Raw genomic sequence first — 23,736 nt, 5'->3', positions numbered from 1 at the left:
CCTCGCCGGCGAGTTTCGGGAGCGATTAATGGCCAAGCGGCTTACCTATTACATATTGTTCGGGCTGGTCGCGGGCATGGCCGTCGGCTGGATCCTGAACGCGTCGATCGACGACGGCACGGCGCAGTCCGCGGCGCAACTGAAGGACATTGCGGGCTATTTCTCGATCGTGACGTCGCTGTTCCTGCGGCTGATCAAGATGATCATCGCCCCGCTGGTCTTCTCGACGCTCGTCGTCGGCATCGCGCATATGGGCGACACCGGCGCGCTTGGCCGCGTGGGCCTGCGCAGTCTCGGCTGGTTCATCTGCGCAAGCCTGTTGTCGCTGACGCTCGGCATGATCCTCGTGAACGTGCTCCAGCCTGGTGTCGGGCTTGCGCTTGCGATCCCGCCCGCGACCGCGTCGAGCGGGGTCGATGCCGCGGCGTTCGATCTGGCGAAGTTCATCTCGCACATCGTCCCCGACTCGATGATCGCGGCGATGGCGAGCAACGAGATCCTTCAGATCGTCGTGTTCTCGGTGTTCGTCGGCGTGGCGATCACCGCGGTCGGCGACAAGGCCGCCCCGCTCGTCAAGGCGATCGAGGCGCTCGTCGCGGTCATGCTGCAGATCACCAATTACGTGATGCGGTTCGCCCCGTTCGCGGTCTTCGCCGCCGTCACCGCGACGCTTGCCGAACGGGGCCCGAGCATCCTCGGCGATCTCGGCTATTTCATGCTGACCTTCTATCTCGGGCTCGCGCTGCTTTGGGTGATGCTGATCGGGATCGCCTTCGTGCTGATCGGCCCGCGCACGCGGCTGTTGGTGCGCTATATCCGCGATCCGCTGATCCTCGCCTTCTCCGCGGCGTCGTCGGAGGCGGCGTATCCGCGGACGCTCGAGGCGCTCGACCGGTTCGGCGTGCCGCCGCGGATCGCCAGCTTCGTGCTGCCGCTCGGCTATTCGTTCAATCTCGACGGGTCGATGATGTACATGACGTTCGCGTCGCTGTTCATCGCGCAGGCTTACGGCATCGACATGCCGATCGGGCAGCAGATCGCGATGCTGCTCGTGCTGATGGTGACGTCGAAGGGGATTGCCGGCGTGCCGCGCGCGTCGCTGGTGGTCATCGCGGGCACGCTGTCGATGTTCAAGATCCCCGAGGCGGGCATCCTGCTGATCCTCGCGGTCGACCATTTCCTCGACATGGGCCGCTCGGCGACGAACGTCATCGGCAATGCGGTCGCAGCGACGGTGGTCGCGAAATGGGAGGGCGGGCTCGACGAACGCGAACCCGCCGACCGCGATCCGCCCGCCGCACCGACCGGCCACGGGCCGAAGGTGAATATCGACAGCTACGACAAGATCGGACCGGGACAGGCCTGACTCTACCGGGGCCGTGCGTCAGGCGTAGGCGTACGGCCCACCCTTGGCGAGCGCCGCCTGATACGCCGGCCGCGCATGGATCTTGCTCAGCCACGCCATCGTCGCGGGCCGCGTCTCGTTCAGACCGCCCCGGCTCCGCGCGGCCTCGAGCGGAAAGCTCATCATGATGTCCGCGGCGGTCATCTGGTCCCCCGCGAACCATGGCCGCTGCGCCAGTTCGGATTCGACGTAATCGAGATGCACGTCGATCATAGGCTGAATCTTCTTCACCGCGATCTTCCCCATGACTGGAATCCGCGCCAGCACCAGCTTCAACAGCAGCGGGGGCATCATCGAGCCTTCCGCATAATGGAGGAAGAAGCGGTAGCGCAGCGCCGCGGCGAGCTTCGACGGCGCGCCGAGCCGACCGTCCGCCTTGTCGACCAGATATTCGACGATCGCCCCCGTCTCGGCGATCACCAGCCCGCCATCGGCGTCACGGTCGTCGATCACGGGGGACTTGCCGAGCGGATGCACCGCCTTCAGCTCCGGCGGCGCGAGCATCGTCTCCTTGTTCCGCTCATACCGCTTGATGTCATAGGGAAGACCAAGCTCCTCGAGCATCCAGAGAATACGCTGCGAGCGGGAGTTTTCGAGATGGTGAACGATGATCATGACGTCGTGCTTTCACAAGGGGCGACGGGCTTGTGCGCCGTCCATATCCAGGCCGCCGCGGGAAATTCCACCACGTCGCCAACACGGTAACGCTCGCAGGCCGTAACAAGATGCGCGATCCTCGCGGCGCGCTCGTCGTCAGGCGCATCGCGGATCCACGATGCGGCGGGACCGATACGGCGAAAATACGCCACCGCGTCCGCGACCGGATCGGGGCCCTCGCCCGCACGATAGGCGAACTCGACATAGTGCGGCGATGTCGTCTGCCAGCCCGCACGCGTCAGTATGGCATCGACGTGCCCCGGATCGGCGAACGCGAACGGTCCGGGCGCAGTCGATACGGGCGCCCCGGATGCCCCGGCGTCGCCGCCGCCCGTCGCGGTCGTCTCCGTCGCCCAGCGATTTGCGGCACGGTCGGCGAAGCACGAGAAGATCAGGGTCGCCCCCGGCGCTGCCGCGCGCGCGAGCGCTGCAAAACTGGCGACCGGGTCGGCGAAGAACATGACACCGTGGCGCGATATATAGAGGTCGACCGGCGCCCAGTCGTCGATTGCCGCGGTGACGTCGCCGCAGGTAAATACAAGCCGGCCGGGTTCGTCGTCTGCGGGCACGCGCGACCGGGCAATCTCTATCAGCCGTGACGACAGGTCTATCCCAACGATACGCGCGCGCGGAACCCCGGTGCGGATCGCGCGCGCAATCGCGAGCGACGTCCCGCCCGCGCCGCATCCGATATCGACGATCGTTCGGGTGTCTTTGCTGGTCGCGGCGATGACGGCATCGTCGAGATGTCGCGACAGGCCGGCAAAGCTCCGGTCGGTGCGCACCCACTCGCTTGCCCAGATATCGCCTACGCGGTTGGTCCAGTCATACGCCTCGGTCATGCCTCGTCATAGACCGCGCCGCATGCCAAGACGAGGCGATACGTCATCGGCGATCATGGCGGATCGATTGGCCGATACGCAGTGCCAGCGCCAGACGCGTCGTCGGTCCGCGTAACGGGCGCCGGGACGCTCGAGACGGCGCGGCGCATCAATCGTGGCCCAGTCACGGTGTCCGACATCTCTCACGCAAAAAGGCCCGCCATTGCCGACGGGCCTTTCCAAATTCGGTCAATCCGGTGCCGGCGATCAGACGTCGTCGTCGGCTTCGGGACCTGCCATCATCTCTTCCGCGACCTTCTCGGTGCGCGCACGGATCGCCTTCTCGAGACGATCCGCGGTCTCGGGATTGTCCTTGAGGAACGTCTTCGAATTTTCGCGACCCTGGCCGAGACGGACGCTGTCGTAGCTGAACCAGGCACCCGATTTCTCGACGAGACCGGCCTTCACGCCGAGATCAAGGATTTCGCCGAGCTTCGAGACGCCCTGCCCGTACATGATGTCGAATTCGACCTGCTTGAACGGCGGCGCGACCTTGTTCTTGACGACCTTCACGCGCGTCTGGTTGCCCGTGACTTCCTCGCCGGTCTTGATCGCGCCCGTGCGACGAATGTCGAGCCGCACCGACGCATAAAATTTCAGCGCGTTGCCGCCCGTCGTCGTTTCGGGGTTCCCGTACATCACGCCGATCTTCATGCGCAGCTGGTTGATGAAGATCACCATGCAGCGCGAACGGCTGATCGACCCCGTCAGCTTGCGGAGCGACTGCGACATCAGACGCGCCTGGAGGCCGACATGGCTATCGCCCATCTCGCCCTCGATTTCCGCGCGCGGCACGAGCGCTGCGACCGAGTCGACGACGAGCACGTCGATCGCGTTGGAGCGCACCAGCGTGTCGACGATCTCGAGCGCCTGCTCGCCGGTATCGGGCTGCGACACGATCAGTTCGTCGATGTTGACGCCCAGCTTCTTGGCATAGACCGGATCGAGCGCATGCTCGGCGTCGACGAATGCGGCCGTCCCGCCCGTCTTCTGCGCTTCGGCGATCACATGCAGTGCAAGCGTCGTCTTGCCCGAGCTTTCCGGGCCGTAGATCTCGATCACGCGCCCGCGCGGCAGGCCACCGACGCCAAGCGCGATGTCGAGCCCGAGCGACCCCGTCGAGATGACCTCGACCTGCATCGTTTCCTTCGAACCCAGGCGCATCGCCGAGCCCTTGCCGAACGCGCGGTCGATCTGCGCGAGAGCGGCGTCGAGCGCCTTCTGGCGGTCGTTGGTTGCGGTTGCCATGCCGGTGTTGATCACTTTCAAATTAGCGGCCATCGAAGAAGCTCCCATCGCTAAACCAAGCGCGCATGCCATTCAACGCGTCAAACGCCATGTATTCCATTTGTTCTCCAAGAACAAGAGCGGAACATGATACATCGAGCGCGTTTGGCGCTCCGAGATCGGTCGACATTCGTCCGATCGCGTTCGCGGGTCACACCAGCGTCGTCGCCAGCGTCCACCACCCCCGGGCCGCTGCCCCAGCGTCGGCGGCATCGCGCGCCGCGATCGCATCGAACACGGCAAAGCAGGTCGCGCCCGAGCCCGACATCCGCGCCAACACCACGCCGTCAGCCGCGTCGAGAAAGGACCGCACCTCCGCGATCACCGGTGCGAGCGCGACCGCGGGTGGTTCGAGGTCGTTGCGGCTTGCACGCGCACGCGAAAGCAGATCGCCTTCGGGGATCGGTCCGCGGTCGCTCCCGTCCCAGGTGCCGAAGACCGTCGCGGTAGACACCGCGACGCCGGGATTGACCAGCAGCAAGGGGGTACCGGCCAGCCCGGCGAGTTCGACCAGGACCTCGCCCTTGCCGACGCCCAGAGTCGTACGGCTGACAAGGCAGGCCGGCACGTCCGCACCGAGGCGGGCGGCGATCTCGTGGAGCCGCGGGTCGGTTGCCGCGATACCGTGAAGCCGGGCGAGCGCGCGAAGCGCCGCCGCCGCATCCGCCGAGCCGCCACCGATGCCCGAAGCGATCGGAAGATGCTTGTCGAGGATGATCGCGTGGCGCGCATCGATGGCGAACATGGCGCCGAACGCGTCGGCGGCCGCAGTGACGAGGTTCCCGTGCCAAGGGGCGTTCCCGGACGTTTCCCGGGCAGCGGCGTGCGCGCGCGTTTCGTGGACGTCCGACCCGCCAGACGGGAGAAGCGCCGCGGCAAACGGGCCGACGATCGTGAAGCTGTTGGTCTGCGCGATCTCGACGGTAACGCGATCACCGTCCGCGGCGAAGGCGAACAGCGTCTCGAGTTCGTGATAGCCATCGGGCCGGCGCGCGCGGACGTGAAGCGCCAGGTTGATCTTGGCGGGCGCGGGTTCAACGATCATGGTCATCGCCGTGCCGCTCCGGGCAGGCCATTCGCGATCTTGTCGGCGATCCGCGTCATGTCCTTGGCCTCCGCGGTCAGGCTGGCCGCGCGCCAGGCATAGCGTGCCTCGTATCGCCGTCCGACGGTCCAATAGGCATCGCCGAGATGATCGCTGATCTCCATGCTGGTCGGTTCGGCCTGCGCGGCCCGTTCGAGCAGCGGGAGCGCGCGCGGGGTCCTGCCCGACAAGTGATACGCCCATCCAAGCGAGTCGGTGATCGACGCATTTTGGGGGTCGAGCCGGCTGGCACGCTCGAGCATGCCAGTCGACGCCGCGATGTCGTCCCCATGCTCGATCTGCGCAAACCCTAGATAATTGAGCGCGAGCGGTTCGGTCGGCGCCTGCGCGACCGCCCTGGCGAGCGCAACGCGGGCCTCCGGCCACCGCCCCGCCTGATCGAGCGCGCCACCATATTGCAGCCACGCGCTCCACGTCGCGTCGTTCGCCGCGACCACCTTGCCGTACCACCGCGCCGCCGCGACAGGATCGTTCGTCGTTACAAGCAGGTCGGCATAGCGTTGCCAGTCCGCGACCGCCGCCGTCTTCGCCTCCGCGCGCGCCGACGCCAGTGCCAGCGCTTCGGGTTCGCGGTCCGCATTCAGCAGGATATCGATCCGCTGGTTCATCGCGGCATCGGCGAACGCCCCTTTCGGATCGACGCCGTCGAGCACCGCGAGCGCACGATCGACGATCGCATTGCGCGCAAGCCCCGCCGCCAGCACGACGCGGTTGCGATCGAAACCGGGATCGGCGAGCAAGGCCGCCTGCGCCAGTGCGACGGACAGCGGCGAGGGTTCGCCGCCGACGAGATCCCCCGCCAGCCGGCCCAGCAGCCGCGAGACGCCGATCGCAAGCGCCTGCTTGCGGGGCGCGTTGGCGAGCAGCGCCCGCGTTTCGGCAGCAAAACGGTTGGCGACCGGGTCCCTTGCCGCGGTCGCCAGTGCGGGCGTCGGATCCTGCCCCTCCGCGTGCGCGATCCATCCGTAGAGCGAGGGCGCCAGCACGACGAGCGGTCCCTTGGCCAGCGTAGCGACCGCTGCGCTCGCGGCGCTCGCATTTCCTTTGCGCGCCGCCTCCGCGAGCGGGAACAGCGCGGCGTCGGCAGGCGCGACACCGGCCGCATTCAGAACGCGCGCCGCGCGGTCAACCAGCGCCATGTCGCCCGCCTCGATCCCCTCGCGATACGCGCGGATCGCGAGGACCGGATCAGCGGGATCCGCCGCGAGCGCCTGTGCATAGGCCGCCACCGCGACATCGACCCGGCCATCGGCATCGGCCGCGCGCGCCTGGAGATAGGCCGACAAGTCGCTCGTCCCCGCCATGGCGGCGCTGGGCGCCATGCCGATGACGAGACCGAGCAACAGGCGTTTACATATTGGGATAGTTCGGGCCTCCACCGCCTTCGGGGACCACCCAGTTGATGTTCTGGGTGGGGTCCTTGATGTCGCAGGTCTTGCAGTGGACGCAATTCTGCGCGTTGATGACGAACTTGGGGTCGCCGGTCTCTTCGCCCACCACCTCGTAAACGCCAGCCGGGCAATAGCGTTGCGCCGGCTCGTCGTACAACGGAAGGTTGTACGCGATCGGCACCGACGGGTCCTTCAGCGTCAGATGGACCGGCTGGTCCTCCTCGTGATTGGTGTTCGAGATGAACACCGAGGACAGACGATCGAAGGTCAGCACGCCGTCCGCCTTGGGATAGACGATCGGCTTGACCAGGTCCTTGCGCCACAGGCTCTCGTGGTCGGGATGGTGATGCAGCGTGAACGGCACCTTCAAGCCCCAATGCTCGAGCCACATCGTCACGCCCGCAAGCCCCGACCCGAGGAAGTCCCCGAACTTCTTGACGAGCGGCACGACGTTGCGGACGACCGACAGCTCCTTCTTGACCCAGCTCTGCTCGAACGCCTGCGGATACGCCGCCAACTCGTCGTGACCACGCTGCGACACGATCGCATCGACCGCCGCCTCGGCCGCCATCATGCCGGACTTCATCGCGGTGTGCGTGCCCTTGATCCGCGGCACGTTGAGGAAGCCCGCGCTGTCGCCGATCAGCGCGGCGCCCGGCATCACGAGCTTGGGGATCGACTGCAGCCCGCCGTCGCTGATCGCGCGCGCGCCATAGCTGACGCGCTTGGCGCCCTTCAGCAATGCGGCGATCTCGGGGTGCGTCTTCCAGCGCTGCATCTCGTGGAACGGCGAAAGGTGCGGATTGGTGTAGTTGAGCCACGTCACGAACCCGATCGAAACCTGGCCATTGGCCTGGTGATAGATCCAGCCGCCGCCGTTCGACCCGTCGGTCTCGCTGAGCGGCCAGCCCTGCGTATGGATGACGCGGCCGGGCGAATGGAGCGCAGGATCGATGTCCCACAATTCCTTGATGCCGAGACCATAGACCTGCGGGTCGCTGTCCTTGGCGAGATCGAACTTGGCGATCAGCTGCTTGGTCAGGTGCCCGCGGCAGCCCTCGGAGAAGAAGGTGTATTTGGCGTGGAGTTCGAGCCCCGGGGTATAGTCGCCCTTGTGCGTGCCGTCGCGCGCGACGCCCATGTCGCCGGTCGCGACGCCCTTCACCGATCCGTCGTCGTTGAACAGGATCTCGGCGGCGGCGAAGCCCGGGAAGATCTCGACGCCGAGCTCCTCCGCCTTGCCCGCCATCCAACGGCACAGGTTACCGAGGCTGCCGGTATAGGTGCCCTTGTTGTGCATGAACGACGGCGTGACGAAGTGCGGCATCTCGCTCTTCTTCGTCTTGGTGAGGATCCAGTGATGGTTCTCGGTCACCGGCACTTCCGCCAGCGGGCAGCCGTCCTCGCGCCAGTCGGGGAGCAGTTCGTCGAGGCTTTTCGGGTCGATGACCGCGCCCGAGAGGATGTGCGCGCCGACCTCCGAGCCCTTCTCGAGCACGCAGACCGAGATGTCCGCGTCCTTCTCGGCGGCCAGCTGTTTCAGACGGATCGCTGCCGAGAGGCCGGCCGGACCAGCGCCGACGATCACCACGTCGTAGGGCATCGATTCACGTGTCGTCATCATCGTCTCCCGGGGGATTTCCCCTGATTGCCCGGCATCCTGGCCGTCGCGCTCGTTCGGGCTCGGGCCGGCACCGTCTTGTCCATGTCTTGTTCGTTTAGGCGATTGCGCGAGTTGACCGCCACGTCAACTCCACAGCATAGGGTAAATGGTGGGGGCGGACCAAAACTTCGACTGGCAAAATGCCGTGCTGAGCACCCTCGATTGGTGGCAGGAGGCGGGTGTCGACACGCTCGTCGACGATGCGCCGCGCGACTGGTTCGCCGCACCGCAGGCCCCGACGCCAGCGATACCGGCGGCTGCCGTTCCCGTCGTTGCGCCATCGTCGATGCCGCACGCGCTCGCCGATTTCCTGACATGGCGAAATGGTCCGGACGTTCCCGAGGCGAGCTGGGGCGGCATATCGCTGACCGCGGCAGGCCCCGCTGACGCTACGGTCATGGTGCTTGTCGACTGCCCCGATCGCGACGATTGCGACGAGACGGGGGGCGGCGCGCTGTTGAGCGGGGCATCCGGCCGGCTGCTCGACCGGATGCTCGCGGCCATCGGGCTGACCCGTTCGGAGGTCCATCTCGCGTCGGTCTGCGCCAAGCGCCCGACCGCCGGGCGGATCCAGCGCGAGGTCGAGGATCGGCTTGCCGAGATCGCCAAGCATCATATCCAGCTGATCGCGCCCCCCCGGCTGCTTCTGCTGGGGAATGCGGCGAGCCGTGCCATCCTCGGGATGGAATTGCAGGCAGCGCGCGGGCGTTTGCACGACTTTAACCATAAGACCGGAGAGACGGGGGTCGTTGCCAGCTTTCATCCGCGCTTCCTGATGGAAAAGCCGGCGGCAAAGGCAGAAGCCTGGAAGGACTTACAGATGCTGATGGCGGCAAAAGCGGCATGACCCGGACATTTGCAAGGGTGCTGCGCCATGGCGCGCTGCTCGGCGGTGTCGCGCTGACGATCCCGGCCTGGACTGCGCCAGCGACGGCCGCCCCCGCGGCGGTCGCCCCCGTCGATACCGGCGCGGTCGATGCCGGTGCCGACTCCCGGCTGGTCGGTGCGCCGACGCTCGAACAGATTCCCGACCAGCTCGATGCCGAGCAGCGCGGGGCCTATCGCCAGGTCTTCGCCGCGATCCGCGACGGCAAGTGGACCGACGCGCAGATCCAGCTCGACACGATGAAGCCCGGTCCGCTGCACGCGATCGCGCGCGCCGAGATGTACACCGCCAAGGGCTCCCCCAGGGTCGAGCTCGAGCCGCTGGTCGCGCTGCTCAACGAAGCGCCCGAATTGCCCGAGGCCGAGCAGGTCGCACGTCTCGCCTCGCTGCGGGGTGCGGTCGGCCTTCCTCCCCTGCCCGTCGCCCAGCGATTGATCTGGCAGGACGGTGCGCCGCGCCGCGTCCGCGCGAAGAGCCTCAAGGGCGACCTGATCGCAGCGGATCTCGCGCTCAAGATGCAGCCCTACGTCAAGGCGGACATGGGCCGCGAGGCGCAGTCGCTGCTCGACAGCACGGTCGGGCTTACGCCGGAGGCGCTGACCGAGTGGCAGCAGAAAATCTCGTGGATCTATTTCCTGCAGGGTGACGATGCCAATGCGCGCGTCATGGCTGCCAAGGCGCAGGACGGCGTCGGCGAATGGGCCGTGCAGGCCCGCTGGGTCGGCGCGTTGTCCGCTTGGCGCCAGAATGACTGCGCGAGCGCCGGCGCGGGATTCGAGGGCGTCGCAGCGCGCGCGGGTGACGTCGATCTGCGGGCCGCCGCGCTCTACTGGACGGCACGGTCGGACATGGTCTGCGGACGGCCCGACAAGATCGAGGGCCGGCTGAAGACCGCGGCGCAGTTCAGCGAAAGCTTCTACGGCCAGCTCGCGCGCCAGCAACTCGCGATGAAGGACAAGGGCACCCGCGTCGGCGGCGTCGTTGCCAGCGACTGGAACGTCGTCGGCAAGCGCCCCAATGTCCGCGTCGCCGCGGCACTGGTCGAGGTCGGCGAGACCGACCTGGCGGACACCGTCATTCGCCAGCAGGCGAAGATCGGCGATCCGCGCGAGTTCGCGCATCTGGTCCGCGTCGCCGAGGCGCTGAGCCTGCCGGCGACGACGGTGTGGCTCGCCCACAACTGCCCGCAAGGGGTCACCTCGACCGCCGAAGCACGCTACCCCACCCCGAACTGGACGCCCGACAGCGGCTGGCGCGTCGAAAAGGCGCTGGTCTATGCGCACACGCTCGAGGAATCGCGCTTTCGCAACTCGGTGCGCAGCCCGGCCGGCGCATATGGCCTCATGCAGATCATGCCCGCCGCCGCAACCGACTTCGCGCGCGAACGCGGCACCTCGATCGACCTCAAGGCGCTGACCAAGCCGTCGACCAACATGGATATCGGCCAGCGGCATCTTGAGCGCCTGCGCGATATGGCAGGCGTCACCGGCGGCCTGCTGCCCAAGGTGATCGCCGCGTATAACGCCGGGCCGCGACCCGTCGGCGACTGGAACGCGATCGTCCATGATAACGGCGATCCGCTGCTCTATATCGAGAGCATTCCCTATTGGGAGACGCGCGGATACGTGACGACGGTGCTGCGCAATTACTGGATGTACGAGGCGCAGGGCGGCAAGAAGGCGTCGACCAGCCGGACCGCGCTGTCGCAGGGCATGTGGCCACGTTTCCCCGGCCTGCCCGGCGCGGTCGCGGTACGCATGAATGCCACGCCGAACCGTCGCGCGAGCGCAAGCACTGCCACTTTGGGCAACGCCATGCAGCCGAACATCGCAGTCAACGCGCGCGTCGGGATGCAGTCGACCACCGTCACGCGGGCCGATTGAACGCCATGCCGATCGACGAAAGCCGGACCTTCCTCCCGGTCCGCATCGCCGTGCTGACCGTATCAGATACGCGCGGGCTGGCCGAAGACCGCTCCGGCGACACGCTGGTCGCGCGCCTTGCCGAGGCGGGTCACATCCTCGCCGACCGCCGGATCGAGAAGGACGATGTCGACACGATCGTCGCGCGGCTCCACGCCTGGATCGAAGATCCCGAGGTCGACTGCGTCATCACGACCGGCGGCACGGGCGTCACCGGGCGCGACGTCACGCCCGAGGCTGTCGAACGGGTCGCGGAAAAGATGATCCCGGGCTTTGGCGAGCTCTTCCGCATGTTGAGCTACAAGACGATCGGCACCTCGACCGTGCAGTCGCGCGCCTGCGCATGCGTTGCGCACGGAACCTACATCTTCGCCCTGCCCGGATCGACGGGAGCGGTGAAGGATGGATGGGACGGTATCCTGCGCGATCAGCTCGACAGCCGCCACCGGCCCTGCAACTTCGTCGAACTGATGCCGCGCCTGCTCGAACGCTAGATCGTGGTTACGCCGGATCGCTCGGTTTTGCCGCGCGGATCAGGTCGGTCAGCTGGCGGTTGATCGAGGCACCGTGGAGGTGGAGGTGCACCGCCTCATAGCCCTCGCGACGAAGCCGCTGGCGCAGCGCGTTGATCGACTCGCACTCGCCCGATCGCGCCAGTTCGAACGCCCTTTCCATCGTCGTCATGTTTTCCGCCATGGCCTCGCCTACGCGCAATCATGGCGGAGTGCGAGCGTGCAAAGGACCGGTGCGGCACAGATTGATGCAAAGCCCTGATTATTGGCGTTAACGTCGTATCAGGATTAACGCAGGATAGGTGACCCGAGACGGTCCGGCCATGGGGGACGGACCGGACGGGAAATCACTGTCATGCGCACCATTCACCTGCTCGCCCTGTTGACCGCCGGAACGCTCGCGGCACCGGTCGCCGCGCAGTCCTATGACGGCGTTCCGCTCGATTCGCGCGGCAATCCGGCGAGCCTGGTATCGGGCCTGCGCGTCGAACCGCGGATCGGATATGAGCGGGTCATCGCCGAGTTGAACACCGAGACGGCCACCGATTCGAACAGCGTCCGCGAGGCGAAGAGCGGCGTAACCTATGGCGGCGAGGTCGGGTACGACGCGCAGGTCGGCAGCGACACCGTATTGGGCGTTTATGCCGGCATCGAGGGATCGAGCGCGAAAACCTGTGCGAGCGACCTCTTCTTTCCCGACAACGGCGATCGTACCTGCCTCGCGACCGATCGCAACCTGACCGTCGGCGCACGCGGCGGCTATCTGTTGTCGCAAACGACCTTCCTGTACATCAAGGGTGGGTTTTCGCGCGGGCGTCTCGAGCTGCGCAACACGAATGCGGCCGTTCCCGCGAATAACTTCTCCGAGAAGGACTCGCTCAGCGGCTTCCACGCCGGCGCCGGATTGCAGACCAGCTTCTCGCCGCGCTTCTATGGCAAGGTCGAATATGTCTACACCGACTATAACGGGTATGAGACGTTCGACGGCGTGACCAAGACCAGCCTCGACTTCAGCCGTCATCAGGTGAACGCAGGCTTCGGCGTCCGCTTCTGATCCACGCGACGAGACGGGCGGCGTCGATGCCGCCCGTCTCGTTCTTTATTTGTTCCGGACGGTCTGCTATCATCCGGGGATGACCAAACCGCGTCCCGTCCGCGGTGCGACGCTCAACGGCGAAAGCACACGCTTCAATCTGCCGCAGACCGAGGCCGATGGCGACTGGCTGGATGCGCGCACGGACATCGACGGGGTTGTTCCGCGATTGCGCACGACGGTGACCGTGGAGCGCGCGCGGACGATCATATCGCGCAACGCCTCCCCCGACGTACCGTTCGACCGCTCGATCAATCCCTATCGCGGCTGCGAGCATGGCTGCATCTATTGTTTCGCGCGACCCAGCCATGCGTTCCACGATTTGTCGCCCGGGCTCGATTTCGAAACGCGGTTGTTTGCCAAACCCGACGCGGCCGACCTGCTGCGGGCCGAGCTCGCCAAGCCGGGCTATAAAGCGCGGCCGATGGCGCTCGGGACGAATACCGATCCGTATCAACCGATCGAGGCGGACTGGCGGATCACGCGGAGCATTCTCGAGGTGCTCGCGGAAACCGACCACCCGGTGACGATCACGACCAAATCGGATCGCGTGGTTCGCGACATCGATCTGCTCGCACCGATGGCCGCCAAGCGTCTCGCGACGGTGGCGGTGTCGATTACCTCGCTCGACCCCAGGATCGCCGCGACGATCGAGCCGCGCGCACCGCATCCCGAGCGTCGGCTGAAGGCCGTACGAACGCTCGCCGATGCCGGGATTCCGGTGTTCGTGTCGATATCGCCCGTCATCCCCGCGATCACCGATCACGAAATCGAGCATCTGCTGGCGCGTGCCGCCGAGGCGGGCGCGACGTTCGCCTTCTTCATTCCCGTACGGCTGCCGTGGGAAGTCGCGCCGCTGTTTCGCGCATGGCTCGACGAGCATTTTCCCGATCGTGCGGGCAAGGTGATGGCGACGATCCAGTCGATCCGCGGCGGGCGCGACAATGACCCGGGCTTCGGCTCGCGGATGAGGGGCCAGGGACCTTGGGCGGATCTGCTACAGACCCGGTTCGCGATCGCCTGCCGCAAGCACGGGCTCAATACCGAGAGGATCGGATTGCGCAGCGACCTGTTCCGTCCACCTCGCGGACCGCAGGGCGACCTGTTCGCATAACCCGGCCGCGACGATACGCCGCGGGCTTATGCGTGCGTCACGAGCCTGAGACCGTCGGGCGCTATATCGACCCCCAGTTCGCGGTAATCGACGACGCTGGGATATTCCGCGGCGACGGTGGATGCGGCACCGTGCGTCGCGGTGATAGCCAGCACGTCGGAGCCCGCCGCCGTCGCCGCCGCGAAACCCGCCGCCGCGTCTTCGAACACCAGACAGTCCGCCGGCGCAACGCCGAGCCTTTGCGCGCCAAGCAAGAAACAGTCCGGGGCCGGTTTGCCGGTCGTGACGTCCTCTGCTGCGATCATCCCCGTCGGGACCGACAGGCCAGCGGCGCGCAGGCGACACTCGGCAAGCGCACGTGGGGCCGACGTCACGATCGTCCAGCGTTCGGATGGCAGCTGCGCGAGGAACGCCGCGGCGCCCGCGATCGGCGAGATATCCGCCACGTCCTCCATCTCCGCCGCGGTGATCGCCGCTGCCTCTGCGACGGGATCGACGCCCGGCAGGTTCAGTCGCCTGATCGTCTCGACCGACCGGACACCATGGATCGTCGGCAGAAAGGTGGCGACGTCGAGCGCGTGCGCGATGGCCCACCGCGTCCAGCATCGCTCCGCCGAGGCGATCGACGTCAGGATGGTACCATCCATGTCGAACAGAAACGCCTGGTACCGTCGCGTGGGGATCATGGGGACGCTCATATGCGAAAAGACCAATAGGGCACAAAGAAAAGGCCGTCCCGGTTTCCCGGAACGGCCTGTATTCACGTACCAGGTGTAGCTTAGATGTCGTCGCCGAGTGCGCCCTTGACGCTGCCCTTGACATTCTGTGCAGTACCCTTGGCCTGCTGTGCTTCGCCCTCAGCGACCAGACGGTCGTTGTCGGTCGCCTTGCCGACGGCTTCCTTGACGTTGCCTGCGACCTTGTTGCCTGCTGCTGCGACCTTGTCGGTGAATTCGCCCATCAGAGCCTCCATCTGTTTCGCGACACGCCAGTCGTGCCGCTCTGAACTTGTGAAGGTATAACGGTCATGTTTACCGGCGGTTCCGTGACGTCTGCGTCATGAGGTCGCCATCAGATTAGCCCGGCCAGCGGGCTCGACGGATCGGCATAGCGCCGCTGCCCCATCCGGCCGGCACGATAGGCGAGCCGCCCGGACTCGACCGCGGCCTTCATCGCCGCCGCCATCATCAGCGGATCCTTCGCCTCGGCGATCGCGGTGTTCATCAGCACGCCGTCGCAACCGAGTTCCATCGCCACCGCCGCATCGGACGCGGTGCCGACGCCCGCATCGACCAGCACGGGCACCCCTGCCCCCTCGACGATCAGCCGGATCGTCACGCGGTTCTGGATCCCCAGCCCCGAGCCGATCGGCGCGCCCAGCGGCATGATCGCGACCGCACCCGCATTCTCGAGCCGCTTGGTCGCGATCGGATCGTCGACGCAATAGACCATCGGCTTGAAGCCCTCGTTGGCGAGGACTTCGGTCGCGCGCAGCGTCTCGACCATGTCGGGATAGAGCGTCTTCGCCTCGCCGAGCACCTCGAGCTTCACCAGCTCCCAGCCCCCCGCCTCACGCGCCAGCCGCAGCGTGCGGATCGCCGATTCGGCATCGAAGCAGCCCGCGGTGTTGGGCAGGTAGGTGATCTTCTTCGGGTCGATGAAGTCGGTCAGCATCGGCGCGTTGCGATCCGACACGTTGACGCGGCGGACGGCGACGGTGACGATCTCCGCGCCCGACGCCTCGACGGCGGCCGCGTTCTGCGCGAAATCCTTGTACTTCCCGGTCCCGACGATCAGCCGCGAACGGAATGTCTGCCCGGCGACCGTCCAGCGATCCGCGTCGATCGCTGCGACGTGATCGCCGCCGCCGACGAAATGCACGATCTCCAGATCGTCGCCATCCTCGACCATCACCTCGGCCAGCGTCGAGCGCGGCACGACTTCCATGTTGCGTTCGACCGCGATCTTCTCGGGAATGAGTCCCAGTTCGGTCGCCAGCCCGGCAAGGCTGAGGCCGGCGGAGACCCGCTTGTGCTCGCCGTTCACGGTGATCGAGACGGTGCCGTCGGAGTGGGGCATGCAGAGTTTTCCGTTCGTTTCGACCGAAGTCGGGAAACCACCCGTCCGCTGCCGGTCTCATGTCTCGACTTCGCTCGACACGAACGGGTAAGGGAGGTGCATATAGGGGGTGGTTCGATGCCCCTGCAACCAGGAGCAGCCCTTGCCCGCGACAGTCTTCGTCCTGAACGGCCCCAACCTCAACCTGCTGGGCACGCGCGAGCCGGAGATCTACGGCGACGAGACGCTCGACGACATCGCCGGCCAGCTCGAGGATCGCGCGCGCGAGCTCGACCTGACGATCGACATGCGCCAGTCGAATCACGAAGGGCACCTCGTCGACTGGATCCAGGAGGCGCAGGCGCGCGGCGCCAAGGCCGTCATTCTCAACGCCGGCGCCTTCACGCACACCTCGGTCGCGGTCCATGACGCGATCAAGGGCGTGAAGACGCCGGTGATCGAAGTGCATCTTTCCAATCCCCACGCACGTGAATCGTTCAGGCATGTAAGCCTGGTCGGACAGGCGGCGAAGGGCACGATCGCGGGTTTCGGCGCGCTTTCGTATCTGCTCGCGCTTGAAGCCGTCGCACGGTTCTGACAGGAGGCCCCGCCATGACCGATACACCAGAAACAACAGGCGCAATGCAGGTCGACGTGACCCTGGTGCGCCAGCTCGCCGAACTGCTCGACACCACGCAGCTGACCGAGATCGAAGTCGAGGACGGCTCGCGCCGGATCCGCGTCGCGCGCAAGGCCGCACAGGCTGCGCCCGTTGCGCATTACGCGCCCGCCCCCGCCGCGCCCGCCGTCTCCGCACCGCTGGCGATCCCGCAGGCCGAAGTCGGCGCCTCCGCCCCGGCAATCAGCGCGAGCGCGGTCAAGTCGCCGATGGTCGGCACCGTCTATCTCGCCGCCAACCCGGAGGCGAAGCCGTTCTCGACCGTCGGCCAGAAGGTCAATGCGGGCGACACGCTGCTGATCATCGAGGCGATGAAGGTGATGAACACGATCGTCGCGCCCTCGGCCGGCACCGTCACCGCGATCCTCGTCGAGAACGGCCAGCCGGTCGAATTCGACCAGCCGCTGGTCGTGGTCGAATAATGAAGCAAATTAAGAAGCTGCTCATTGCGAACCGCGGCGAGATCGCGCTGCGGATCCACCGTGCCTGCCATGAGATGGGCATCAAGACGGTGGCGGTCCACTCGACCGCCGACGCCGACGCGATGCACGTGCGGCTCGCGGACGAGGCGATCTGCATCGGACCGCCGTCGGCCACCGACAGCTATCTGAACATCCCCAACATCATCTCGGCTGCCGAGATCAGCGGCGCGGATGCGATCCATCCGGGCTACGGCTTTCTCAGCGAGAACGCGCAGTTCGCCGAGATCGTCGAACTGCATAACATCCTGTTCGTCGGGCCGAAGCCCGAGCACATCCGCACGATGGGCGACAAGGTCCAGGCCAAGCGCACCGCGGGTGCCCTCGGCCTGCCGCTCGTCCCCGGCTCGGACGGCGCGATCAGCGACATCGCCGAGGCCAAGCGGATCGCCGACGAGATCGGCTATCCGGTGATCATCAAGGCCGCCTCCGGCGGCGGCGGTCGCGGGATGAAGGTCGTGAGCGACGCCGAAGACCTCGAGACGCAGATGCAGCAGGCCGGCAGCGAGGCGAAGGCCGCGTTCGGCGACGCCACCGTCTACATGGAAAAATACCTCGGCAATCCGCGGCATATCGAATTCCAGATCTTCGGCGACGGCGAGGGCAACGCGATCCATCTCGGCGAGCGCGACTGCTCGCTCCAGCGCCGCCACCAGAAGGTGCTCGAGGAAGCGCCTTCGCCGATCATCACCGCCGAAGAGCGCGAGCGGATGGGCGGGATCGTCGCCAAGGCGATGGCCGACATGGGCTATCGCGGCGCGGGGACGATCGAGTTCCTGTGGGAAGCGGGCGAGTTCTACTTCATCGAGATGAACACCCGGCTCCAGGTCGAGCATCCGGTGACCGAGATGATCACCGGCCTCGATCTCGTGCGTGAACAGATCCGCATCGCCGAGGGGCATCCGCTGACGCTGCGCCAGGAAGACGTGCAGTTCCGCGGGCATGCGATCGAATGCCGCATCAACGCCGAGGATCCGCGCACGTTCGCGCCGTCGCCGGGGCTGGTGAAGCTCTATCATGCGCCCGGCGGGATGCATGTCCGCGTCGATAGCGGGCTCTATGCCGGCTACCGCGTGCCGCCCTATTACGACTCGATGGTCGCCAAGCTGATCGTCTACGGCGCGACGCGTCAGGGCGCGCTGCGGCGGTTGCGGCGTGCGCTCGAGGAGATGGTGATCGAGGGGGTCACGACGACGATTCCCCTGCACCGTGCACTGCTCGACGATCCCGAGTTCCAGGAAGGCGCGTACACGATCAAGTGGCTGGAAGAGTGGCTCGCCAAGCAGGGGACGTAGGCGCTCCTGCTTCCACCCCAGCCGTCATCCCAGCGCACGCTGGGATCTCCCGCTTGGTTTGCGGTAAGATCCCAACGGGGAGATCCCAGCTTGCGCTGGGATGACGAGGGTCAACAATGACGACGGAGCATTCGTGAAGGCGACGATCTACCACAACCCGCGCTGCTCAAAGTCTCGCGAGGCGCTCGCGCTGCTGCAGGATGCCGGCGCGGACGTCACGATCGTCGAATATCTCAAGACTCCCCCGTCGCGCGCAGAGCTCGTCCGGCTTTACGACCGCGCGGGGATGACGCCGCGTCAGGGCCTGCGCATGGCGGAAGACGGCGCCAAGGCGGTCAAGCACGGCGATGCAGAGGCGATCCTCGACGCGATGATGATCGATCCGCTGCTGATCGAGCGTCCGCTGGTCGAGACCGAAAAGGGCGTCCGGCTCGGACGGCCCATCGCGCGGCTGCACGAAATCCTGTGATCGCTGCCCCCGCATCGTGCACATCCGTTCCGGATGCTGTATTTTCGGGCAGGGTTTTCAGATGAATCGGTCGTTGCCCGAGGCGGCGACGACTGGCACGCTTGGTGCAAGGCGCCCTGTAGGGCGTTGGTTTCAACGACAATCGGGGGCGTACCTGTGAAAAAGATCGAAGCCATCATCAAGCCGTTCAAGCTTGATGAGGTGAAGGAAGCGCTGCACGAGATCGGCGTGAGCGGCATTACCGTAACCGAGGCCAAGGGCTTCGGCCGGCAGAAGGGCCATACCGAGCTGTATCGCGGCGCCGAATATGTCGTCGACTTCCTGCCCAAGGTAAAACTCGAGGTCGTCGTCGAGGACGGTCTGGCCCAACGCGTCGTCGAGGCGATTGCCGCGGCCGCGCAGACCGGCCGGATCGGCGACGGCAAGATCTTCGTGATCCCGGTCGAGAGCGCACTGCGCATCCGTACCGGCGAGCGCGACGACGACGCGATCTAACCGCCTCCCTGACACCGACTTCATTTGACGCGGCGCAACAATCTGTGGAAATAGCGCGCTGCGCCGCACTATCATTTCCGGCATACGTGCCGACCTATCGAGCAAAGAGGGCTTAGCATCATGGCAAATTCGGCCAACGACGTCCTGAAGATGATTAAGGACCAGGAGATCGAGTGGGTCGATCTGCGCTTCACCGATCCCAAGGGAAAGTGGCAGCATCTGACGATGGTCGCCAGCCTGATCAGCGAAGACGAGCTGACCGACGGCCTGATGTTCGACGGCTCGTCGATCGAGGGCTGGAAGGCGATCAACGAGAGCGACATGACGCTCAAGCCCGATCTCGACGCGGTCTATGTCGATCCGTTCTCGGCGACGCCGATGATGATCCTGATCTGCGACATCAGCGATCCGTCGACCGGCGAGCTCTACGCCCGCGATCCGCGCTCGACCGCCAAGCGCGCCGAGGCGTATCTGCTGACGACCGGCGTCGGCGACACCGTCTATGTCGGCCCCGAAGCCGAATTCTTCATGTTCGACGACGTCCGCTTCGAGAACAGCTATTCGACCAGCTATTACAAGATCGACGACATCGAGCTGCCGGGCAATTCGGGCCGCGAATATGAGGGCGGCAACCTCGGCCACCGCCCGCGCGCCAAGGGCGGCTATTTCCCGGTCGCGCCGGTCGACAGCGCGGTCGACATCCGCGGCGAGATGGTCTCGACGATGATCGAGATGGGCCTGCCGTGCGACAAGCATCACCACGAAGTCGCGGCCGCGCAGCATGAGCTGGGCCTGACCTTCGGCACGCTGACGCAGACCGCGGATCGCATGCAGATCTACAAGTACGTCGTCCACCAGGTCGCGCATGCGTATGGCAAGACGGCGACGTTCATGCCCAAGCCGATCAAGGAGGACAACGGCTCGGGGATGCACACGCACTTCTCGATCTGGGACGGCAAGACGCCGCTGTTCGCCGGCAACGGCTATGCGGGCCTCAGCGACATGTGCCTGTATTTCATCGGCGGAATCATCAAGCACGCCAAGGCGGTCAACGCGTTCACCAACCCGTCGACCAACAGCTACAAGCGTCTCGTCCCCGGTTACGAAGCGCCCGTGCTGCTCGCCTATTCGGCACGCAACCGCTCGGCATCGTGCCGCATTCCGTACGGCACGGGCCCCAAGGCGAAGCGCGTCGAAGTGCGTTTCCCCGATGCGCTGGCCAACCCGTACCTCGCTTATGCGGCGCTGATGATGGCGGGCATGGACGGCATCCTGAACAAGATCCATCCGGGCGAGGCGATGGACAAGAACCTGTACGACCTGCCGCCCGCAGAGCTCGCGCAGGTCCCGACCGTCGCGGGGTCGCTCCGCGAGGCGCTCGAATGCCTGCTCGCGGATCACGACTTCCTGCTCAAGGGCGACGTCTTCTCGAAGGACCAGATCGAGAGCTATGTCGAGATCAAGTATGCCGAGGTCGCGCGTTGGGAAATGACGCCAAGCCCGGTCGAGTATGACATGTACTACAGCGGCTAATCTGCCGTGCCGGCAGCTTAGCCGCTGTCGGCCGGCGTCGCGTAGAGCGACGACCGACGACGTGGCTTCGCCACGGCGCTGACAGAGAAAAGGGCGCCCGGAGCAATCCGGGCGCCCTTTTTCTGTAAAGGTGCTCTTCAATCTCCCCCGACCGGGGAGGCTCAAACTGCACGGTACATCCAGACCCTGTATGTCCCCGCGAAGGCGGGGACCCAGTCTGGGCTCCCGCCTTCGCGGGAGAACAGGAGTGCAGCGCGCTCAGGCGACCAGCACGCTGCTCCCGAATGTCTCGCCCGCCTCGAGCGCCCGGTGCGCCTCGGCAACCTCCTCCAGCGCGAAGGTCTGGCCGATCTCCGGCTTGAACGCGCCCTGCGCGAGCATCGCGAAGACCCGGTCGACCATCGCCTGGCGGTGCTCGGCATAATCGAACAGCGTCGGGCGCGTCACGAACAGCGACCCCTTGGCCGCGAGCACGCCCAGATTGACGCCATCCACCACGCCCCCCGCATTGCCATAGCTGACGATCAGTCCGCGCTTCGCCGCGCTGTCGAGCGATGCGGTCCACGTCGCGCCACCGACGCCGTCGAGCACCACGGGGACGCCCTTCCCACCGGTGATCTCGCGCACCCGCGCTGCAATGTCCTCGGACCGGTGGAGGATGACGTGATCGGCCCCCGCCTTGCGCGTCCGCTCGGCCTTCGCCTCGCTGCCGACGCTCGCAATCACGGTGGCGCCGATCGCCTTCAGCCAGCCAACCAGGATATGCCCGACGCCGCCCGCGGCAGCATGCACGAGCACCGTCTGCCCCGCCTCGACGCGTGCGCAGCGTTCGATCAGGAACTCCGCGGTGCAGCCCTTGAGCAGGATCGCCGCCGCGGTGCGGTCGTCCAGTGTGTCGGGCAAATGGAAGAGCTCGGCCGCGGGCACGTTGCGCTCGCTGGCATAGGCCCCGCGCGTCGGGCCGAAGGTGCCGACGCGGTCGCCCGCGGCAAAGCCCGTGACCCCCTCGCCCACCTTCATCACCACGCCGACCGCCTCGCTGCCGAGCCCCGAGGGCAGCGACACCGGATAGACGCCGCTGCGGTGATAGGTGTCGATATAGTTCAGCCCGACCGCGGTGTTGCGCATCCACACCTCGCCCTTGCCCGGCGGGGGCAGGTCGACGTCGTCCCACTGGATCACCTCGGGGCCGCCGGTCGTCCTGATTGTCGCTACGCGTGCCATGCCCGTCTCCTGTTGATCCTGCCCCCTAACTAGGCGCCGCGTTTCGGGTTGCAACCGCCCGGCCCGACGCCCATTCCTTCACCAAACACGATGCGGAGAGGCATGATGAAGAGCTATCTGAAGCAGTATATCGACGGCGCGTGGGTCGACAGCGACGGCGGTCGCACCCATCAGGTCATCGACCCCTCGACCGAACAGCCCTGTACCGAGATCACGCTCGGCACCGCGGCCGATGTCGACAAGGCGGTCGCTGCCGCGCGCGCCGCGTTCGAGAGCTGGAGCCAGACGAGCGTGCAGGAGCGGCTCGAAATGCTCGGCCGGATCATGACCGAGTACAAGGCGCGGATGCCCGATCTGGCCAAGGCGATGTCGCAGGAAATGGGTGCACCGATGGCGCTCGCGTCGATGGCGCAGGCGCCCACCGGCCTCGCGCATTTCTCCGCGACCGCCAAGGCGCTGGCCGCGTTCGAATTCTCCGAAGTCATCGGCAAGGCGACCGTCGTGCACGAGCCGCTCGGCGTCGTCGCGATGATCACGCCGTGGAACTGGCCGCTCAACCAGATCTGCGCGAAGGTCGCGCCCGCGCTGGCGGCGGGCGACACGATGATCCTGAAGCCGTCCGAGGAGGCGCCGTCCTGCGCGATCATCCTCGCCGAGATCATGGATGCGGCCGGCGTCCCCGCGGGGGTGTTCAACCTCGTCAACGGCGATGGCCCCGGCGTCGGCGCGGCGCTGTCGAGCCACCGCGACGTCGACATGGTCAGCTTCACCGGCTCGACGCGCGCGGGCATCGCGGTGGCTCAGGCAGCCGCACCGACGGTCAAGCGCGTCCATCAGGAGCTGGGCGGCAAGGCAGCGAACCTCGTGCTCGAGGGCGCCGATCTTGCCAGCGTGCTGCCGCCGACGGTGGCGGGTGTGCTCGCCAATTCGGGGCAGAGCTGCATCGCGCCGACGCGGCTGCTGGTCCATGCCAGCCAGGTCGCCGAGGCCACCGCGATCGTGAAGGCGATGATGGAGCAGACCAGGGTCGGCGACCCCGCCGAGATGGGCCAGCATATCGGCCCGGTCGTCAACAAGGCGCAGTTCGACAAGATCCAGGGGCTGATCCAGTCCGCGATCGACGAGGGTGCGACGCTGGTGACCGGCGGCGTAGGGCGTCCCGACGGGCGCAACGCAGGCTATTACATCCAGCCGACCTTGTTCACCGATGTCCGTCCCGACATGCGGATCGCGCAGGAGGAGACGTTTGGCCCGGTCGCGACGATCACCGCCTATAGCGACCAGGACGAGGGCATCCGCATCGCCAACGCGACCGAATACGGCCTGTCCGCGACGATCTCGGGTGATCCCGCCGCCGCCGCGAAGGTCGCGCCGAAGCTGCGCGCCGGGCTGGTCACGATCAATTCGTGGAGCCCCGACATCGGCGCGCCGTTCGGCGGCTACAAACAATCGGGCAATGGTCGCGAGAACGGCCGCTACGGGCTGACCGACTTCATGGAGGTCAAGACCGTCGTCGGCCTGCCGGGCTGACGTCCGTGCCGTGAAGCGCCTGCCCGTCGCCGGGAGCAGGCGCTTCACGGGCAGCGGG

Annotated in this window: 24 protein-coding genes; 13 read left to right on the top strand and 11 right to left on the bottom strand. The window is 66.4% G+C overall.

Translation table 11 applies throughout. The features are described 5' to 3' along the window. Positions 1-28: 28 nt before the first annotated feature. Positions 29-1,366, top strand: a complete 1,338-nt coding sequence (locus AC0CH3_RS04690; RefSeq protein ID WP_354302316.1) for a dicarboxylate/amino acid:cation symporter — start codon at positions 29-31, stop codon at positions 1,364-1,366. Positions 1,367-1,384: 18 nt separating this feature from the next. On the opposite strand, the gene AC0CH3_RS04685 is transcribed toward AC0CH3_RS04690, so the two are convergent. The 6 genes from AC0CH3_RS04685 to AC0CH3_RS04660 all read right to left on the bottom strand — a co-directional run bounded on the left by AC0CH3_RS04685 (position 1,385) and on the right by AC0CH3_RS04660 (position 8,347). Beyond that, positions 1,385-2,020 carry a glutathione S-transferase family protein gene (locus AC0CH3_RS04685; protein ID WP_465237651.1) on the bottom strand — a complete coding sequence of 212 codons (636 nt, stop codon included), beginning with the start codon at positions 2,018-2,020 and terminating at the stop codon, positions 1,385-1,387. Then, the gene (locus AC0CH3_RS04680) at positions 2,017-2,904 is read right to left on the bottom strand and encodes a class I SAM-dependent methyltransferase (protein WP_354302312.1); all 888 of its coding nucleotides are present in this window, start codon (positions 2,902-2,904) and stop codon (positions 2,017-2,019) included. Before AC0CH3_RS04680 ends, AC0CH3_RS04685 begins: the two co-directional genes overlap by 4 nt. Positions 2,905-3,150: 246 nt before the next feature. Then, a complete protein-coding gene (gene recA / locus AC0CH3_RS04675) occupies positions 3,151-4,224 on the bottom strand; it encodes a recombinase RecA (protein WP_056021090.1) in 1,074 nt (357 codons plus the stop codon). 157 nt (positions 4,225-4,381) lie between these two features. Beyond that, positions 4,382-5,275: a 4-(cytidine 5'-diphospho)-2-C-methyl-D-erythritol kinase gene (locus tag AC0CH3_RS04670; protein WP_354302837.1), complete on the bottom strand. Its 894-nt coding sequence runs from the start codon at positions 5,273-5,275 to the stop codon at positions 4,382-4,384. 2 nt (positions 5,276-5,277) lie between these two features. Further along, positions 5,278-6,678 (bottom strand): tetratricopeptide repeat protein, encoded by a 1,401-nt coding sequence (locus AC0CH3_RS04665; RefSeq protein ID WP_056021084.1) that lies wholly within the window; start codon positions 6,676-6,678, stop codon positions 5,278-5,280. A gap of 7 nt (positions 6,679-6,685) precedes the next feature. Beyond that, positions 6,686-8,347: an electron transfer flavoprotein-ubiquinone oxidoreductase gene (locus tag AC0CH3_RS04660; protein ID WP_354302309.1), complete on the bottom strand. Its 1,662-nt coding sequence runs from the start codon at positions 8,345-8,347 to the stop codon at positions 6,686-6,688. Positions 8,348-8,534: 187 nt separating this feature from the next. Between AC0CH3_RS04660 and AC0CH3_RS04655 the strand changes: the two genes are divergently transcribed. Genes AC0CH3_RS04655 through moaB form a run of 3 tightly spaced genes read left to right on the top strand, consistent with a single transcriptional unit; the run spans position 8,535 to position 11,691 of the window. Next, on the top strand, positions 8,535-9,236 hold the full coding sequence (locus tag AC0CH3_RS04655) for a uracil-DNA glycosylase (protein WP_354302307.1): 702 nt from the start codon (positions 8,535-8,537) through the stop codon (positions 9,234-9,236). Next, the gene (locus AC0CH3_RS04650; RefSeq protein WP_354302305.1) at positions 9,233-11,158 is read left to right on the top strand and encodes a lytic transglycosylase domain-containing protein; all 1,926 of its coding nucleotides are present in this window, start codon (positions 9,233-9,235) and stop codon (positions 11,156-11,158) included. The genes AC0CH3_RS04655 and AC0CH3_RS04650 overlap by 4 nt, the downstream gene beginning before the upstream one ends. Positions 11,159-11,163: 5 nt before the next feature. Next, positions 11,164-11,691 carry a molybdenum cofactor biosynthesis protein B gene (gene moaB / locus AC0CH3_RS04645; RefSeq protein WP_333996297.1) on the top strand — a complete coding sequence of 176 codons (528 nt, stop codon included), beginning with the start codon at positions 11,164-11,166 and terminating at the stop codon, positions 11,689-11,691. A gap of 7 nt (positions 11,692-11,698) precedes the next feature. Here the strand turns inward: moaB and AC0CH3_RS04640 are convergent, their stop codons facing one another. Further along, positions 11,699-11,881, bottom strand: a complete 183-nt coding sequence (locus AC0CH3_RS04640; RefSeq protein ID WP_156350471.1) for a hypothetical protein — start codon at positions 11,879-11,881, stop codon at positions 11,699-11,701. A gap of 183 nt (positions 11,882-12,064) precedes the next feature. Here AC0CH3_RS04640 and AC0CH3_RS04635 point away from each other — a divergent pair, with 183 nt between their 5' ends. Further along, positions 12,065-12,763 carry an outer membrane protein gene (locus AC0CH3_RS04635; RefSeq protein WP_354302303.1) on the top strand — a complete coding sequence of 233 codons (699 nt, stop codon included), beginning with the start codon at positions 12,065-12,067 and terminating at the stop codon, positions 12,761-12,763. Positions 12,764-12,842: 79 nt separating this feature from the next. Further along, positions 12,843-13,916 carry a PA0069 family radical SAM protein gene (locus AC0CH3_RS04630; protein WP_354302301.1) on the top strand — a complete coding sequence of 358 codons (1,074 nt, stop codon included), beginning with the start codon at positions 12,843-12,845 and terminating at the stop codon, positions 13,914-13,916. 26 nt (positions 13,917-13,942) lie between these two features. Here the strand turns inward: AC0CH3_RS04630 and AC0CH3_RS04625 are convergent, their stop codons facing one another. The 3 genes from AC0CH3_RS04625 to thiS all read right to left on the bottom strand — a co-directional run bounded on the left by AC0CH3_RS04625 (position 13,943) and on the right by thiS (position 15,995). Beyond that, positions 13,943-14,602 carry an HAD-IA family hydrolase gene (locus tag AC0CH3_RS04625; protein ID WP_465237650.1) on the bottom strand — a complete coding sequence of 220 codons (660 nt, stop codon included), beginning with the start codon at positions 14,600-14,602 and terminating at the stop codon, positions 13,943-13,945. A gap of 92 nt (positions 14,603-14,694) precedes the next feature. Next, positions 14,695-14,877, bottom strand: a complete 183-nt coding sequence (locus tag AC0CH3_RS04620) for a CsbD family protein (protein WP_055875955.1) — start codon at positions 14,875-14,877, stop codon at positions 14,695-14,697. A gap of 110 nt (positions 14,878-14,987) precedes the next feature. After that, positions 14,988-15,995, bottom strand: coding sequence for a sulfur carrier protein ThiS (gene thiS, locus AC0CH3_RS04615; protein WP_354302296.1), 1,008 nt, complete (start codon positions 15,993-15,995; stop codon positions 14,988-14,990). 142 nt (positions 15,996-16,137) lie between these two features. On the opposite strand from thiS, the gene aroQ reads away from it, so the two are divergent. The 6 genes from aroQ (at position 16,138) to glnA (ending at position 20,924) form a co-directional block, all read left to right on the top strand. After that, on the top strand, positions 16,138-16,572 hold the full coding sequence (aroQ, locus tag AC0CH3_RS04610; RefSeq protein ID WP_354302293.1) for a type II 3-dehydroquinate dehydratase: 435 nt from the start codon (positions 16,138-16,140) through the stop codon (positions 16,570-16,572). Positions 16,573-16,586: 14 nt separating this feature from the next. Beyond that, entirely contained in the window at positions 16,587-17,075 is a 489-nt protein-coding gene (gene accB, locus AC0CH3_RS04605; protein WP_037527677.1) for an acetyl-CoA carboxylase biotin carboxyl carrier protein, read from the top strand. Continuing rightward, on the top strand, positions 17,075-18,427 hold the full coding sequence (gene accC, locus AC0CH3_RS04600; protein WP_354302291.1) for an acetyl-CoA carboxylase biotin carboxylase subunit: 1,353 nt from the start codon (positions 17,075-17,077) through the stop codon (positions 18,425-18,427). Before accB ends, accC begins: the two co-directional genes overlap by 1 nt. A 133-nt stretch (positions 18,428-18,560) precedes the next feature. Further along, positions 18,561-18,896: an arsenate reductase family protein gene (locus AC0CH3_RS04595; protein WP_354302289.1), complete on the top strand. Its 336-nt coding sequence runs from the start codon at positions 18,561-18,563 to the stop codon at positions 18,894-18,896. Between the two features lie 156 nt (positions 18,897-19,052). After that, positions 19,053-19,391, top strand: a complete 339-nt coding sequence (locus tag AC0CH3_RS04590; protein WP_055875939.1) for a P-II family nitrogen regulator — start codon at positions 19,053-19,055, stop codon at positions 19,389-19,391. Between the two features lie 120 nt (positions 19,392-19,511). Continuing rightward, positions 19,512-20,924, top strand: coding sequence for a type I glutamate--ammonia ligase (glnA, locus tag AC0CH3_RS04585; RefSeq protein ID WP_465237649.1), 1,413 nt, complete (start codon positions 19,512-19,514; stop codon positions 20,922-20,924). 258 nt (positions 20,925-21,182) lie between these two features. Here the strand turns inward: glnA and AC0CH3_RS04580 are convergent, their stop codons facing one another. Further along, positions 21,183-22,148 carry a quinone oxidoreductase family protein gene (locus tag AC0CH3_RS04580; RefSeq protein ID WP_354302286.1) on the bottom strand — a complete coding sequence of 322 codons (966 nt, stop codon included), beginning with the start codon at positions 22,146-22,148 and terminating at the stop codon, positions 21,183-21,185. A 105-nt stretch (positions 22,149-22,253) separates the two neighbouring features. Between AC0CH3_RS04580 and AC0CH3_RS04575 the strand changes: the two genes are divergently transcribed. Continuing rightward, on the top strand, positions 22,254-23,678 hold the full coding sequence (locus tag AC0CH3_RS04575; RefSeq protein WP_354302284.1) for an aldehyde dehydrogenase family protein: 1,425 nt from the start codon (positions 22,254-22,256) through the stop codon (positions 23,676-23,678). Positions 23,679-23,736 lie beyond the last annotated feature (58 nt).

It is taken from the genome of Sphingomonas sp. AC449 (assembly GCF_979253475.1).
The sequence above is the reverse complement of the archived record's forward strand: the minus strand, read 5'-3'. Positions and strand labels throughout refer to the sequence as shown.